Here is a 13731-nt window from a genome sequence, read left to right on the forward strand (position 1 = left end):
GGCAGGGACTTGAGCAAATGCTTGGATCACGGAGCGCTGGTGCTGACGCACGAGTCCGTGCCCTTGCTGCGAGGCGCTCGTGATTGCCCCCGCTCCCTGCCCGTGCCACCATCCCCGCATGCCCTACCAACTCCATTACTGGCCCACCATCCAGGGCCGCGGTGAATTCGTGCGGCTCGCGCTCGAGGCGGCTGGCGCGGACTATGTAGATGTGGCGCGGTTGCCCGAGGCCGAGGGCGGCGGCGAATCCGCGCTGGGTGAGCGGCTGGGCGACCTCAACAGCGCGCGCCCGGCGTTCGCGCCGCCGTTCCTCGTTGATGGCGACATCGTGGTCGGCCAGACCGCCGCGATCCTGCTGTACCTGGGCCCCAGGCTCGGCCTCTCGGGCGTGGGCGAATCGGACGGGCTGTGGACACATCAACTTCAGCTCACTATCGCCGACGCGGTGGCCGAGGCGCACGACACGCACCATCCGATTTCGGTTGGCGCCTACTACGAAGACCAACGCGATGCGGCGGTGCTGCGTGCCCGGGCCTTTCGTGACGAGCGCATTCCGAAATTCCTCGATTGGTTCGAGCGGGTGCTGCAATGCAATCCCGCGGGCAGCCTGCACTTGGTTGGCGACACGCTGACCTACGCGGACCTTTCGCTGTTTCAACTGGTGGACGGCCTGCGCTACGCGTTTCCAAAAGCCACGGCCCGTGCACTGGCGGCCACTCCCGCGGTCGAGAAGCTGCACGTCAATGTCCGGCGACGCCAGAGTGTGCAGGCCTATCTGCAGAGCCCTCGCCGCATCGCGTTCAACGAAGACGGCATCTTCAGGCGCTACGCCGAACTGGACGGCTAGGCCAGCCAAGCGCCGGCCGTGCGCTCAGCCGACGAGCGCCGCGGCGTCCCTCCATGCCGGCAGCAGCACCAGCCCCTCCACTGTCACCGGCTTGCGCTGCGGGCCGAACAGATACCGCTTCGGCACGATGCCTTCCAGATGGCGCAGCACGTCGGTCCGGTCGTCGATGAAATGCGTGATGCGCAATTCGCGGCAGTGATCGGCCTTCTGCGGGCGCTGCAGGCAGAAGCGCAGATTCGCCGCAGGCACGCCGGTGCGTTCGAAGAAGCGATGGTGATGCAGCCACGCGCGGCTCTTGGCCTGCACGCTCGGCCCGCATTTCGACACGAGCCAGACGCGGCCTTCGAATCTTTCGACCAGCGGCGCCACGGCCTCGAACATGCCTTCGTAGGGCGGCGTGTCCAGCGCGTCCTGCAGCGAGCCGCCGATGAAGGAGGTGTCCGCGCCTCCGGCGCCTTCGGCCGCGATCAGCACGCGGCCGATGTCGATGCCAAGCCGGGGGAGTCCGGATGCGGATGCAGATGCGTGTTTCATTTCTTGTTCCTCTTTGTCTTGAAGTGGGCGGATCGTAGAAATGAAAGTCATCACCAGGAACTACTGATATTGGATGTGCTATCCATAAAATGGATAGATGGACATTCCACGCACGAACCTCGATGCGCTGCAGTCGTTCGCCGTGTTCGCCGATACGCTGAACTTCAGCGAGTCGGCGCGCCTGCTGCACATCAGCCAGCCGGCGCTGCATGCCAAGGTGCGCAAGCTGTCGGAGCAGATCGACGCAAGGCTCTACGTACGGGTGGGCGGTGCTCTCGAACTCACGGCCACGGGCGAGCAGGTCGCGCGGCATGCGCGGGAGTTGCTCGCGTTCAACCAGCGTTTCGTGAAGGGGCTGGCCCAAGGGGAAGACGCGCCTGTCGTCACGCTGGCCGCCGGCGAGGGCGCATACCTCTACCTGCTGGGCAAGGCGCTGTCGCGGTTTTCAGGGGCGGGCGCATCGCCGCAACTGCAACTGCTCACGCGCGATCGCGACGAGTCGATCCAGGCGGTGCGTGCAGGCCAGGCGCAGCTGGGCATCGCACCGCTCGGCACCGTGCCGGCCGACTTGCACGCCGTTCGATTGACTTCCGTGGGGCAGGTGCTGGTCGTACCGCGCGCGCATGCGCTGGCTTCGCGCAAGTCGGTGCGCCTGCGCGACCTGAAAGGCGCACAACTGATCGTGCCGCCGGCGGGGAGGCCGCACCGCGAATTGCTCGGCCGCCTGCTGCAGGCCGAGTCGGTGCAGTGGCAGCCATCGCTCGAAGCCAATGGCTGGGAGCTGATGCTGCGCTTCGCCCAGTTGGGCTTTGGCCTGACGGTGGTGAATGCCTGTTGCCACATTCCCAATGGCCTGGTGGCGATTCCCCTGCAGGGCTATCCGTCGCTCGACTACCACGTGTTCCATGCTGCCGACCGGCCACCGACCGCGCACGTGCAGCGGCTGATGGACGCACTGCTCGCGCACGGCGACCACTGGAAGACCCGATGACGCCCGAAGACGTCAGCAAGTTCATCGCCTATGTGCTGAGGCATGCGCCGGAGTCCATCGGACTGAGGCTCGATGCGCAGGGCTGGGCAGGCATCGAGGCGCTGGTGGCGGGGGCCGCGGCGGCGGGACGCGATCTGACGACGGCGGATGTCGTGCGCGCGGTGAACTCAGGCGCGAAGAAGCGTTACGAATTGTCGACCGACGGGCAGCACATTCGCGCACTGCAAGGCCATTCCACGCCGCAGGTCAGCCGCAGCTTCGAGGCAGTCGCGCCGCCTTCGCTGCTTTTCCACGGAACGGCCACGCGTTTTCTGGCTGCGATCCGCGAACAAGGCCTGCTGCCCGGTTCGCGGCAGCACGTGCACCTGTCCGCCGACGAGACCACGGCGGTGCAGGTGGGGCAGCGCCATGGCAAGGCGCATGTGCTCAAGGTCGACGCGGGCCGCATGCACTCGCTGGGCGGCGTTTTCCATCGTGCGGAGAACGGGGTCTGGCTGACAGCCGCCGTACCGCCGGAGTTTCTCCTGCCGGACGACTAGTCCGGTTCCGCTTCGTTGCGGATGCGCAGCGCAGCGTCGTACAACGTATTGCGCGGGGCACCGCTGATCTCGGCCGCAAGCTTCACCGCGGTCTTCACCGGCAATTCGGCCAGCAGCAGGCGCAGCACTCGCTCGCCTTCGGCGCCGCCGTCGTCGCTCACCGCCACGGGGTGCAGCACCAGCGCGAATTCGCCGCGCGTGCGGTCGCGATCGGCGCTGAACCAGTCGGGCAACGCGCTGGCCGCGACGGTGGCGATTTCCTCGAACTGCTTGGTGAGTTCTCTGCCCACTGTGACGCGCCGCTCGCCCAGCGTGGCCAGCGCGCGCGCGAGGTTTTCGACGCGGTGCGGCGCTTCCAGCAGCACCACGGCGCGCGGCTCCTGCGACAGCGCCTGCACGGCTGCGTCGCGCTCCCCGGCCTTGCTTGGAAGGAAGCCCGCGAAGACAAAGGCGCTGCTCGCATTGCCGTCACCACCATCGGCCACCAGCCCTGCCGCGCCGACCAGCGTGGTCACGCTGCTGGCACCCGGCAGCGGCAGCACGCGCTGCCCTGCCGCGCGCACGGCGGCTGCGAGGCGCGCGCCGGGGTCGCTCACGCCGGGCGTGCCGGCATCGCTGACGTAGGCAATTCGTTCACCCTGCGCGAGCCTTGCGACCACGGCCTGCGCGGCCTCGGCCTCGTTGTGCTGGTGCACCGCCAGCAGCCGGGATCCGGGGCGGTCGATGCCGTAGGCGCGCAGCAGGGCCTGCGTGTGGCGCGTGTCCTCGCAGGCGATGGCGTCCACCAGTTGCAGCACGTGCAGTGCGCGCAGCGTGATGTCGGCCAGGTTGCCGATCGGCGTGGCGACGACATAGAGCGTGCCCTGCGGATAATGCTGCGCACCCGCGGCGTCGTGCGCGGCCGCGAGGGCGGCGCCGAAAGAAGCAGGGGCGAGTGAAGCCAAGAGGTTTCTCCGTCGGAACGAAAAAGAAGTCAGAAAAATAGAACGCAAGCAGGCCGCAGACAGGGAGGGCCATGAAGACCGACAACAAAACAACGAAGCATCGGGGCGATGCGGCGGAAGACGCCGCGCTCGACCACCTGCGGGACGCCGGCCTCGTGCTGCTCGCGCGCAATTATCGGACGCCCGGGCGCGGCGGCGGCGAGATCGACCTGATCATGCGCGATCCGCGCCCTTTGCCCGGAGGCACACTGGTGTTCGTTGAGGTCCGCCAGCGCAGCACCGGCGCGCACGGCGGCGCGGGCGGCAGCATCACGGGGCCGAAGCAGCGGCGCATCGTGTTCGCCGCGCAGCACTACCTGAGCCGGCTGCGCGCAGTGCCGCCGTGCCGCTTCGACGTGGTGCTGGTCGAGGAGAAAATCACCTGGTTGCAGGCGGCCTTCGACGCCGGCTGATGCGTCCCGCAAGGGAACTGAAGCGTTGCCGAAGGCTCCACAACTCAAACGTCTTGTTTCACGACCCCCAGTTATCATCCCGCCTCATGCTCGAGCAACGGATTCAGCAGCACTTCATCGACAGTGCCGACCTCAAATACCAGACCGGGCCGGTCCTCAGCAAACCCATCTCCCAAGCGATGCAGGCCATCCTGGCGTGCGTCACCAGCGGCGGCAAGGTGCTCGCCTGCGGAGCCGGCGTGTCGGGGCTGTTGGCGGCCCAGTTCGCCGCGCAGTTCGTGGGGCGGTTCGAACGTGAACGTCCCGAGCTCGGCGCCATCGCGTTGCCCGGCGACGCCACCGACCCGGAAGCCGACAGCGCCAGCGCCACGGATGCCGATCGCTTCGCCCGGCAGGTGCGCGCGCTCGGCCAGGCCGGCGATGTGCTGCTTGCCCTGAGCGTGAGCGGCCAGTCGGCGGCGGTGCTTGCCGCGGTGGCCGCGGCGCACGAGCGCGACATGACCGTGGTCGCCCTGCTCGGCAATGCCGCATCGGGTTCGGGCGGCGCCATCGGCCGCGCACTGCGCGAGACCGACGTCCAGATCAGCGTGCCGCACGAGCGTGCGGCGCGCATTCACGAGATCCACCAGATCGCGCTGCACTGCCTGTGCGACGGCGTGGATGCCCAACTACTCGGAGAACAGGAAGCCTCCTCATGACCTTGAAGACCATGACGACGACGTCGACCCAACGTTTCGCCCTTGCCCTGACCCTGGGCGCCGCTCTGGTCGCGGGCCTGTCCGCCTGCGTGCCGCTCGTCGTCGGCGGCGCGGCCGTGGTGGGCGTGGGCATGGTGGCCACCGACCGCCGCAGTTCGGGCGCGCAACTGGACGACCAGGGCATCGAGCTGCGCGCCGCGGCCCGCGTGCGCGACATCGCCAACGACCAGATGTACGTGAGCGTCACCAGCTACAACCGCCAGGTGCTGCTGACCGGTGCGGTGGGCAGCGACGCCGACCGCCGCCGCGTCGAAGAGGAAGTGGGCCGCATCGTGAACGTGCGTTCGGTGGTCAACGAGCTGACCGTCGGCTCCTCGAGCACCTTCCAGGACCGCTCGAACGACCTGTACATCACCGGAAAGGTGAAAGCCTCGCTGCTCGATGCCAAGGACATCTTCGCCAATTCCTTCAAGGTGGTGACCGAGCGCGGCGTGGTCTACCTGATGGGCATTGCCACGCGGCGCGAGACCGATCGCGCCACCGAAATCACGCGCGGCGTGTCGGGCGTGGTCAAGGTCGTGCGCGTGGTCGAGGTCGTTAGCGAGGCCGATCTGGCGGCCAGCCAGGCGGCGAACCAGGCCGCAGCGCAGCGCGGCGGCACGGGACCGGCGCCGGTGACCTCGGCAACGCCTTCGACGCCTTCGACGCCTTCTTCGTCGTCTTCTTCTTCCTCCACCTCGCGCGTGCCGTTGCCGCCGATGGAGCCGCTGCCCGCGTCGGGCTCCTCCACGTCCACGCCGTCCTCGAGCGGCGCGACGACCTCGCCGGTGCGCTGAAGCAAGCGGAGCCTGGCCAACAAAAAAGCCCGCTGATGCGGGCTTTTTTGTTTGGTTCTCTGCTTGCTACTTGAGCCGCGTGATGAGGCTCGACGTGTCCCAGCGCTGCCCGCCGGCCTGCTGCACATCGGCATAGAACTGGTCGACCAGCGCCGTCACCGGCACGCGCGCGCCGTTGCGCTTGGCTTCGTCGAGCACCAGGCCCAGGTCCTTGCGCATCCAGTCGACCGCGAAGCCGTAGTCGAACTTGCCTTCGATCATGGTCTTGCCGCGGTTCTCCATCTGCCAGCTCTGGGCGGCGCCCTTGCTGATGACGCCCAGCACGGCTTCCATGTCGAGCCCGGCGCGCTGGCCGAAGGCAATGGCTTCCGACAGGCCCTGCACCAGGCCCGCGATGGCGATCTGGTTCACCATCTTTGCGAGCTGGCCGGCGCCGCTCTCGCCCAGCAGCGTGACCGCGCGCGAGAACGCCATGGCCACCGGCTTGATGCGTTCGAACACCGCCGCGTCGCCGCCGCACATCACCGTGAGCGCGCCGTTCTGCGCGCCGGCCTGGCCGCCCGAGACGGGCGCGTCGATGAAGTGCAGGCCCAGCGCCTGAGCGGCCTTGGAGAGTTCGCGCGCCACGTCGGCCGAGGCGGTGGTGTGGTCGACCAGCGCCGCCCCCTTCTTCATGCCGGCGAAGGCACCGTCGTCGCCCAGCACCACCGAGCGCAGGTCATCGTCATTGCCGACGCAGCAGAACACGATGTCGGCACCGGCGGCCGCTTCGCGCGGGGTGGCGGCGTGGCGGCCGGGCGGGCCGAATTCGGCGGCCCAGGCCTGCGCCTTGGCGGGGGTGCGGTTGTAGACCGTGACGCTGTGGCCGGCCTTGGCCAGGTGGCCGGCCATCGGGCCGCCCATGACGCCGAGGCCGAGAAAAGCCACCGTCTGGGCGGGGATGGATTCGTAGGTGCGGGGGTTGATGCTGCTCATGGGCCGACAGCTTAAGGCCATTCCACGACAGGTGTGATGGCTCAAACCTATACGTGAACGTACAGGTTTGGGTAAAATGCCAACATCATGACCGACCCGAACCCCGCCAGGACCATCACCGTGCGCGATGCCGCGGCCCGGCTCGGTGTCACGCCGCGCACGCTCAAGTACTACGAGGAGCTGGGCATCGTGGTGCCGGTGCGCAGCGAGGGCGGCTACCGCCTCTACGAGCAGGCCGATCTCGACAAGCTGGCGCGCGCGCTGCGCATGCGCTCGCTGGGCTTCTCGCTCACGGCCGTCACCACCATGCTGCAGCAGCCGATGGAGGCGCCGGCCGAAGGCGGCCGCCCGCGGCTGTCGAATGCCTCGCTCAAGACGCTGCGCGAAACGCTCACCGGGCAGCTGCAGACGCTCGACGCGCGCGTGGCGCAGGTCCGCAGGGAACTCAAGGAGGCGGCGGCGATGCAGGCACAGCTGAGGCGCGACCTCGACTATGTGGAGCGCCGTCTCGCCGGCGAGCCCGTCGAGGAGGCGCTGGAAAGCCGCCGCAAGGAGCGGCCGGCACCATGACCTCTCCGGCCCTGGCGTGGCCTCCGCGCGGCAGCAACGCCGCGGTCGCGCTGCTGCCCTGGGCCATCGGCCTCGTCACGGCCATCGACTACTTCGACAACGCGCTCTTCGCCTTCTTCGCCAGCTACATCGCCGGCGGCGTGAACGCCTCGCCCGACGAGCTCGTGTGGGCCTCGAGCGCCTACGCGCTGGGCGCGGTGCTCGGCATCCTGCAGCAGCACGCGTGGATCGAGCGGCTGGGCTACCGGCGCTACCTGGCCGTCTGCATGTTCGCCTTCGCCGTGGGCGGCGTGGGGGCGGCGCTGTGCGACAGCTCGACGCAGCTCACGCTCGCGCGCGCCGTGCAGGGCTATTTCGTCGGCCCGATGCTGGGCGCCTGCCGCATCCTGATCCAGATCGGCATTCCGCCCGCGCGCCGCGCCAAGGCGCTGAAGGCCTTCATGGTGCTGATCGTCTTCGGCGGCGCGCTGGCGCCCATTGCCGGCGCATTCCTCGTGACCGAGTTCGACTGGCGCTGGCTGTTCGCGAGCACCGCGCCCGTCGCGGCGCTGATCGGGCTGCTCGTGCTCTGGACGCTGCCCGACATCGGCGACGTCGAGCCGCACGAACGCACCGAGCCGCACTACATCGCCTACGTGGTGTTCGCGCTCGCGCAGGCCGCGCTGCAGGTGGTGCTGACGCGCTCGCACTTCGAGCTGTTCACCGGCTCGCCGGCGCTCATCGGCCTCACCATCGCCGGCGTCGCGGGGCTCGCGTGGTTCGGCTGGCAGCAGTGGCAGCATCCTGCGCCGCTGGTACGGCTGCATGCGCTGCGCAATGCGTCGTTCCGCATCGGGCTGGCGCTCTACGTCGTCTACTACTACCTCTCGACGGGTTTCAGCTATCTGCTGCCGCGGATGATGGAAGGCGGCCTCGGCTTCACCGTTGGCAACACCGGCTACTTCACGGGCGCGGCCTCGCTGGCGACCGGGCTGCTGGTGTTCGTCTACCTGAAGTACTCGGCCCGGCTGGCGCGCAAGAAGTGGCTCATCGTCACTGGCTTCGGCATCGCGGCGCTGGCGGCGTGGTGGCTCTCGAAGGTTACTCCGCAGGCCGGGCGAGAGGCCCTGCTGGTGCCGCTGCTGCTGCGCGGACTGCTGATGCTGTTCGTCGTGCTGCCGGTGGCGAACCTCACCTTCAAGCCCTTCGCGGCGGAGGAGTTCGCGCACGGCTACCGGCTCAAGAATCTCGTGCGCCAGCTGGCGATCTCGTTCGCGACGTCGACCGTGATCGCTCTGCAGCAGCACCGGCTGGCGCTGCACGAGGTGCGTTTGAGCGAATCGGCCAACCCCGCGAACGCGAGCTTCATGCAGGCGCTGGACTCACTGACCCGAGGCTTCGCCGCGGCCGGCCATGCGGCAGGCGAGGCGCATGCGATGGCGCTCGGCACGCTCTACCGCACGCTCGAACAGCAGGCCACCTTCATGGCCTCGCTGGACGGCTTCACCGCGATGGCTGTGATTGCGCTGGCGGCAGGCATCTTTGCCGCGTGGCAGCGGACGATCGACTGACCGTTCCGCTGCGGCGATCAGACGATCGCGAAATGCTCCGTGCCCGCGGCCAGGTCGGTGCTGCGCGCGCGCTGGCTGTTGAGCTTGATCTGCAGGCGCAGGTCGTTCGCCGAGTCGGCGTTGCGGATGGCGTCTTCGAAGCTGATCGAGTGGCTCTCGAAGAGGTCGAACAGCGCCTGGTCGAAGGTCTGCATGCCCAGGTTGCGGCTCTTCTTCATGATTTCCTTGATCTCGCCCACCTCGCCCTTGAAGATCAGGTCGGAAATCAGCGGCGTGTTCAGCAGCACTTCCACCGCCGCCACGCGGCCCAGGCCGTCTTCCGTCGGCACCAGCCGTTGGGAGACCAGCGAGCGCAGGTTCAGCGACAGGTCCATCAGCAGCTGCGCGCGGCGCTCTTCGGGGAAGAAGTTGATGATCCGGTCCAGCGCCTGGTTGGCGCTGTTGGCGTGCAGCGTGGCCATGCACAGGTGGCCGGTCTCGGCGAAGGCCACGGCATGCTCCATGGTTTCGCGGTCGCGGATTTCGCCCATCAGGATCACGTCGGGCGCCTGGCGCAGCGTGTTCTTCAGCGCGGCCTCCCAGCTGTCGGTGTCGATGCCCACTTCACGCTGCGTCACCACGCAGTTCTTGTGCGGATGCACGAATTCGACCGGGTCTTCCACCGTCACGATGTGGCCGAAGGAGTTCTCGTTGCGCCAGTCGATCATCGCCGCCAGCGTGGTCGACTTGCCTGAGCCCGTGGCACCCACCAGGATGCACAGGCCGCGCTTGGTCATCGATACGTCCTTCAGCACCTGCGGCATGCCCAGCCCGTCGATGGTCGGCAGCTTGGCGGGAATGGTCCGCAGCACCATGCCGACCTTGCCCTGCTGCACGAAGGCGTTCACGCGGAAGCGGCCGATGCCGGTCGGCGAGATCGCGAAGTTGCATTCCTTGGTGCGCTCGAACTCGGCCGTCTGGCGGTCGTTCATGATCGAGCGCGTGAGCGCCAGCGTGTGCGGCGCGCCCAGCGCCTGCTGCGAGACCTTGGTGACCTTGCCGTCGACCTTGATGGCCGGCGGGAAGTCGGCGGTGATGAACAGGTCGCTGCCGTTGCGGCTCACCATGAGCTTGAGCAGGTCGTTGATGAACTGGCTGGCTTGATCGCGTTCCATGAGAGCGCTCCTTGATCTGTTTAGATTGAACCCGTTGGCGGCCGACCGCCGGGCCGCCCCAAGGCGGCCGCGCCTCCCCCTTTGGGGGTGGAGTTACACGCAGCGCAGCGAAGTGAAAAGCCGGGGGGCCTCATGACTAGCCGGGGAAATTCTCGGGAATCTTGGCCTTGCCGCGGGCTTCCGCAGCCGAGATGGTATTGCGGCGCACCAGTTCCGTCAGGTTCTGGTCGAGCGTCTGCATGCCCGAGCCCTGGCCGGTCTGGATGGTGGAGTACATCTGCGCCACCTTGGCCTCGCGGATCAGGTTCCGGATGGCCGGCGTGCCCAGCATGATCTCGTGCGCCGCCACGCGGCCCTGGCCGTCCTTGGTCTTGCACAGCGTCTGCGAGATCACGGCCTGCAGCGACTCCGAGAGCATCGCGCGGATCATTTCCTTTTCTTCGCCCGGGAACACGTCGATGATCCGGTCGATGGTCTTGGCGGCCGACGAGGTGTGCAGCGTGCCGAACACCAGGTGGCCCGTTTCGGCGGCGGTCATGGCCAGGCGGATGGTTTCGAGGTCGCGCAGCTCGCCCACCAGGATGGCGTCGGGGTCTTCGCGCAGCGCGGAGCGCAGGGCGTTCGAGAACGACAGCGTCATCGGCCCCACTTCGCGCTGGTTGATCAGGCACTTCTTCGACTCGTGCACGAATTCGATGGGGTCTTCCACCGTGAGGATGTGACCGTACTCGTTCTCGTTGAGGTAGTTGACCATTGCGGCCAGCGTGGTCGACTTGCCCGAGCCCGTGGGGCCCGTCACCAGCACCAGCCCGCGCGGCTTGAGCGCCAGTTCGCCGAAAATCTTCGGCGCATTCAGCTGCTCGAGCGTGAGGATCTTCGAGGGAATGGTCCGGAACACCGCCGCCGCGCCGCGTGCCTGGTTGAAGGCGTTCACGCGGAAGCGCGCGAGGCCGTCGATCTCGAACGAGAAGTCGACCTCCAGGAACTCTTCATAGTGCTTGCGGTGCGTGTCGCTCATGATGTCGTACACCATGGCGTGCACGCCCTTGTGGTCGAGCGCGTCGACGTTGATGCGGCGCACGTCGCCGTTCACGCGGATCATGGGCGGCAGGCCTGCGGAAAGGTGCAGGTCGGAGGCTTTGTTCTTGACGCTGAACGCCAGCAATTGGGTGATGTCCACGGGGCTCCTCGGCTCGAGTCTGGTGACGTTTTGATACGATTTTGGACGATTATGACGATGATTGGCGACGACCTCCAGCAAGTAAACAACCGGATCGCAAAGGCATGTGTAACGGCCGGCCGCGACCCGGCCGGAGTGCGGCTGCTGGCGGTGTCCAAGACCTTCGGACCGGAGGCGGTGCGCGAGGCGCATGCGGCGGGCCAGTCGGCCTTCGGCGAGAACTACGTGCAGGAAGGGCTGGACAAGATCGAGGCCCTCGCCGACCTGCGTTCCTCCCTCGAATGGCACTGCATCGGGCCCCTGCAGAGCAACAAGACGCGGCCGGTTGCGGAGCACTTCGACTGGGTCCACAGCATCGACAGGCTGAAGATCGCCGAGCGTCTTTCGGCCCAGCGGCCGGCGCATCTGCCGCCGCTGGATGTATGCCTTCAGGTTAATGTGGACGGCGGCGCCAACAAGTCCGGCGTGCCTCCGGAAGAGGCCTTGGCGCTCGCGCGCGCTGTGGCGGCGTTGCCACAACTTCGGCTGCGCGGACTCATGGCGATTCCCGAGCCGGCGGTGGGCTTCGAGGCGCAACGCGAACTCTGCCTGCGCGCGCATGCGGTTTACCAGTCGATCCGCGACGCGGGCATCGCGCTCGACACGCTGTCGCTCGGCATGAGCGCGGACCTTGAGGCCGCCATCAGCGCAGGTAGCACCATGGTGCGCGTGGGCACGGCGATCTTCGGCGGGCGCACCTACGCCAAGCCGGCCTGATCGCCTCTTCGTGCGTCAGACCCCGAGCGGTAGCCGCGCGCTGTTCTTCACTTCTTCCATCACCGCATAGGTCCGCGTCTCGCGTACGCCGGGCAGCTGCCACAGCACAGTGCCCGCGAACTCGCGGTAGGCGGCCATGTCGGCCATTCGGGTCTTGAGCAGGTAGTCGAAGCCGCCTGCGACCATGTGGCATTCCATGATCTCGTCGCGCACCTGCACCGCGGCCTTGAACTGATCGAACACGTTGGGCGTGGTGCGGTCGAGCAGCACTTCGACGAAGACGGTGAAGCCGCGGCCCAGCTTGTGCGGATCGAGCCGCGCCTCGTAGCCCTGGATGAAGCCGTCGCGCGTGAGCCGCTGCACCCGCGCCAGCACCGCGGTGGGCGAGAGCGCCACCGCCTCGGCCAGCTTGAGGTTGGTGATGCGGCCGTCCTCCTGAAGGATCTTCAGCAGCCGGAGATCGATGCGGTCCAAGTCGAGCATCGGAGGATTATCCGGCCCGAACCTCGAATCGTGGCGGAAGATGCGGCCTATGGATCCCGGCTATAGGAGATAGAACCAAGGAACAGCCGGCGGCCTACCCCGGATTACCCAAGGGGCCGCCGCGCGTCCTGTTCGCCGTCAGCGAACTTGCGTTTGCGACTGCGCCGCCGCCTGCCGGCTCTTGAACTGGTCGACCAGGGCGCCGTAGGCAGGGCTCGAGCGCAGCTTGGCGTACTCGGCGGCCGCCTCGCGGTAGCCCGGCTTCATCGAATCGGCGCCGGCTTCGCTGGCCTGTTGGGCCGCCAGGCCCGACTGGATCCACAACTGCGTGTCGGCAGCCACCGCGGCGCGGCTGTTGGCCGAGACCGCGACCGGCTCCTGCTGGTAGCCGCTGGTGTAACCCTGCGTGGGCGCGGTCTTCAGCCATTGCACCGCGTCGGCGGTCACCGCGGCGCGCGTCGTCGACGAGGCCAGCGGCGCGGGGCGCGGATCGCCCTCGGCGTAGTTGCCGGCGAAGCTCGGCGCGGCGAGCGTGCCCAGCAGGGCGGCGAGGGCGGCGGTGCCGAGCAGACGGGTGGCGGAAGCTTGCTTGCTCATTCGTGAACTCCTTGAGGTTGGTTGGTTTGCCTTGGTTGGTGAAGCCAACTCTACGAAGCGGATCCGCAAGGTCGATAACCCGTTGATGACGTTTCTGTCATCTACGCCGCCCGAGGAATTCGCCTATCGCTCGCCCGACGGGATCGTTCCCGCCCGCATGGCCTTGATGGCCTCGGCTTCCACCGCTTCGCGCGTGGCGGGCTGGCCGGTGCGCGCGGCGGGCCAGGGTGCGCCGCGGCTCACGTTGTTCCACGCGGGCTGCTTCTGCGCCGTCGCCAGTTCTGCGACGACGCGGTCGCGCGACGGGTCCTGCTTCGCGTGGTCGGGGTAGCGCGTCACGCCGGCCTCGGTCGGCGCGAAGTGGTATTCGCCGGCGGCCGACGCGGCCAGCGGCGCCAGCGCGGCGGCACCGGTGGCCACGGCAAGAAGAGGGGAAAGAAGTGTGCGATGCAGCATAGTCGATATCTCCTGGTTGCTTGTCCGCCGCCGCCGACATGGCGCCGGCCATGCCGGAAACTGGCCGGCATGCCATGCCAATCTAGGAAGCGACGCCGTCAGCCACTTCACGCTGCGATTACATCGGCGCAATGTGCGCGCCGCGGCCCGACCAACGTCTCTTGCATAA

At 67.8% G+C, this 13731-nt stretch carries 17 protein-coding genes; 9 read left to right on the forward strand and 8 right to left on the reverse strand.

What is annotated here, in order from left to right; translation table 11 throughout:
• Positions 1-118 precede the first annotated feature (118 nt).
• Positions 119-847: a glutathione S-transferase gene (locus tag EJO71_RS29575; protein ID WP_125952215.1), complete on the forward strand. Its 729-nt coding sequence runs from the start codon at positions 119-121 to the stop codon at positions 845-847.
• A 24-nt stretch (positions 848-871) separates the two neighbouring features.
• Here EJO71_RS29575 and EJO71_RS29580 read toward each other — a convergent pair whose 3' ends face one another.
• Entirely contained in the window at positions 872-1381 is a 510-nt protein-coding gene (locus EJO71_RS29580) for a hypothetical protein (protein ID WP_125952214.1), read from the reverse strand.
• Between the two features lie 97 nt (positions 1382-1478).
• On the opposite strand from EJO71_RS29580, the gene EJO71_RS29585 reads away from it, so the two are divergent.
• Together EJO71_RS29585 and EJO71_RS29590 are read left to right on the forward strand one after the other, a co-directional pair.
• Positions 1479-2372, forward strand: a complete 894-nt coding sequence (locus EJO71_RS29585; RefSeq protein WP_125952213.1) for a LysR family transcriptional regulator — start codon at positions 1479-1481, stop codon at positions 2370-2372.
• A complete protein-coding gene (locus EJO71_RS29590; protein ID WP_125952212.1) occupies positions 2369-2911 on the forward strand; it encodes an RNA 2'-phosphotransferase in 543 nt (180 codons plus the stop codon). Before EJO71_RS29585 ends, EJO71_RS29590 begins: the two co-directional genes overlap by 4 nt.
• On the opposite strand, the gene rsmI is transcribed toward EJO71_RS29590, so the two are convergent.
• Positions 2908-3855 (reverse strand): 16S rRNA (cytidine(1402)-2'-O)-methyltransferase, encoded by a 948-nt coding sequence (rsmI, locus tag EJO71_RS29595; RefSeq protein WP_125952211.1) that lies wholly within the window; start codon positions 3853-3855, stop codon positions 2908-2910. The genes EJO71_RS29590 and rsmI overlap by 4 nt on opposite strands.
• 71 nt (positions 3856-3926) lie before the next feature.
• On the opposite strand from rsmI, the gene EJO71_RS29600 reads away from it, so the two are divergent.
• The 3 genes from EJO71_RS29600 (at position 3927) to EJO71_RS29610 (ending at position 5841) form a co-directional block, all read left to right on the forward strand.
• Positions 3927-4307, forward strand: coding sequence for a YraN family protein (locus tag EJO71_RS29600; protein WP_125952210.1), 381 nt, complete (start codon positions 3927-3929; stop codon positions 4305-4307).
• A gap of 86 nt (positions 4308-4393) precedes the next feature.
• Positions 4394-5005 (forward strand): SIS domain-containing protein, encoded by a 612-nt coding sequence (locus EJO71_RS29605; protein WP_125952209.1) that lies wholly within the window; start codon positions 4394-4396, stop codon positions 5003-5005.
• On the forward strand, positions 5002-5841 hold the full coding sequence (locus tag EJO71_RS29610; RefSeq protein ID WP_125952208.1) for a BON domain-containing protein: 840 nt from the start codon (positions 5002-5004) through the stop codon (positions 5839-5841). Before EJO71_RS29605 ends, EJO71_RS29610 begins: the two co-directional genes overlap by 4 nt.
• Positions 5842-5907: 66 nt before the next feature.
• Here EJO71_RS29610 and EJO71_RS29615 read toward each other — a convergent pair whose 3' ends face one another.
• Positions 5908-6816: an NAD(P)-dependent oxidoreductase gene (locus EJO71_RS29615; protein WP_125952207.1), complete on the reverse strand. Its 909-nt coding sequence runs from the start codon at positions 6814-6816 to the stop codon at positions 5908-5910.
• A gap of 87 nt (positions 6817-6903) precedes the next feature.
• On the opposite strand from EJO71_RS29615, the gene EJO71_RS29620 reads away from it, so the two are divergent.
• Together EJO71_RS29620 and EJO71_RS29625 are read left to right on the forward strand one after the other, a co-directional pair.
• The gene (locus EJO71_RS29620) at positions 6904-7386 is read left to right on the forward strand and encodes a MerR family transcriptional regulator (protein ID WP_125952206.1); all 483 of its coding nucleotides are present in this window, start codon (positions 6904-6906) and stop codon (positions 7384-7386) included.
• Positions 7383-8936 (forward strand): MFS transporter, encoded by a 1554-nt coding sequence (locus EJO71_RS29625; protein WP_125952205.1) that lies wholly within the window; start codon positions 7383-7385, stop codon positions 8934-8936. The genes EJO71_RS29620 and EJO71_RS29625 overlap by 4 nt, the downstream gene beginning before the upstream one ends.
• 17 nt (positions 8937-8953) lie before the next feature.
• Here the strand turns inward: EJO71_RS29625 and EJO71_RS29630 are convergent, their stop codons facing one another.
• Both EJO71_RS29630 and EJO71_RS29635 read right to left on the reverse strand, forming a co-directional pair.
• The gene (locus tag EJO71_RS29630; protein WP_125952204.1) at positions 8954-10090 is read right to left on the reverse strand and encodes a PilT/PilU family type 4a pilus ATPase; all 1137 of its coding nucleotides are present in this window, start codon (positions 10088-10090) and stop codon (positions 8954-8956) included.
• A 136-nt stretch (positions 10091-10226) separates the two neighbouring features.
• Positions 10227-11270, reverse strand: coding sequence for a type IV pilus twitching motility protein PilT (locus tag EJO71_RS29635; protein WP_007833310.1), 1044 nt, complete (start codon positions 11268-11270; stop codon positions 10227-10229).
• Between the two features lie 51 nt (positions 11271-11321).
• Between EJO71_RS29635 and EJO71_RS29640 the strand changes: the two genes are divergently transcribed.
• Positions 11322-12026: a YggS family pyridoxal phosphate-dependent enzyme gene (locus EJO71_RS29640; RefSeq protein ID WP_125952203.1), complete on the forward strand. Its 705-nt coding sequence runs from the start codon at positions 11322-11324 to the stop codon at positions 12024-12026.
• Positions 12027-12041: 15 nt separating this feature from the next.
• Here the strand turns inward: EJO71_RS29640 and EJO71_RS29645 are convergent, their stop codons facing one another.
• The 3 genes from EJO71_RS29645 to EJO71_RS29655 all read right to left on the reverse strand — a co-directional run bounded on the left by EJO71_RS29645 (position 12042) and on the right by EJO71_RS29655 (position 13562).
• Positions 12042-12509, reverse strand: coding sequence for an Lrp/AsnC ligand binding domain-containing protein (locus EJO71_RS29645; RefSeq protein WP_019657564.1), 468 nt, complete (start codon positions 12507-12509; stop codon positions 12042-12044).
• Positions 12510-12647: 138 nt separating this feature from the next.
• Positions 12648-13106, reverse strand: a complete 459-nt coding sequence (locus EJO71_RS29650; protein ID WP_125952202.1) for a hypothetical protein — start codon at positions 13104-13106, stop codon at positions 12648-12650.
• Between the two features lie 123 nt (positions 13107-13229).
• Positions 13230-13562 carry a DUF4148 domain-containing protein gene (locus EJO71_RS29655; RefSeq protein ID WP_125952201.1) on the reverse strand — a complete coding sequence of 111 codons (333 nt, stop codon included), beginning with the start codon at positions 13560-13562 and terminating at the stop codon, positions 13230-13232.
• Positions 13563-13731 lie beyond the last annotated feature (169 nt).

Origin of the sequence: Variovorax sp. 679, from assembly GCF_003952185.1 — a bacterium.
GTDB lineage: Bacteria > Pseudomonadota > Gammaproteobacteria > Burkholderiales > Burkholderiaceae_C > Variovorax.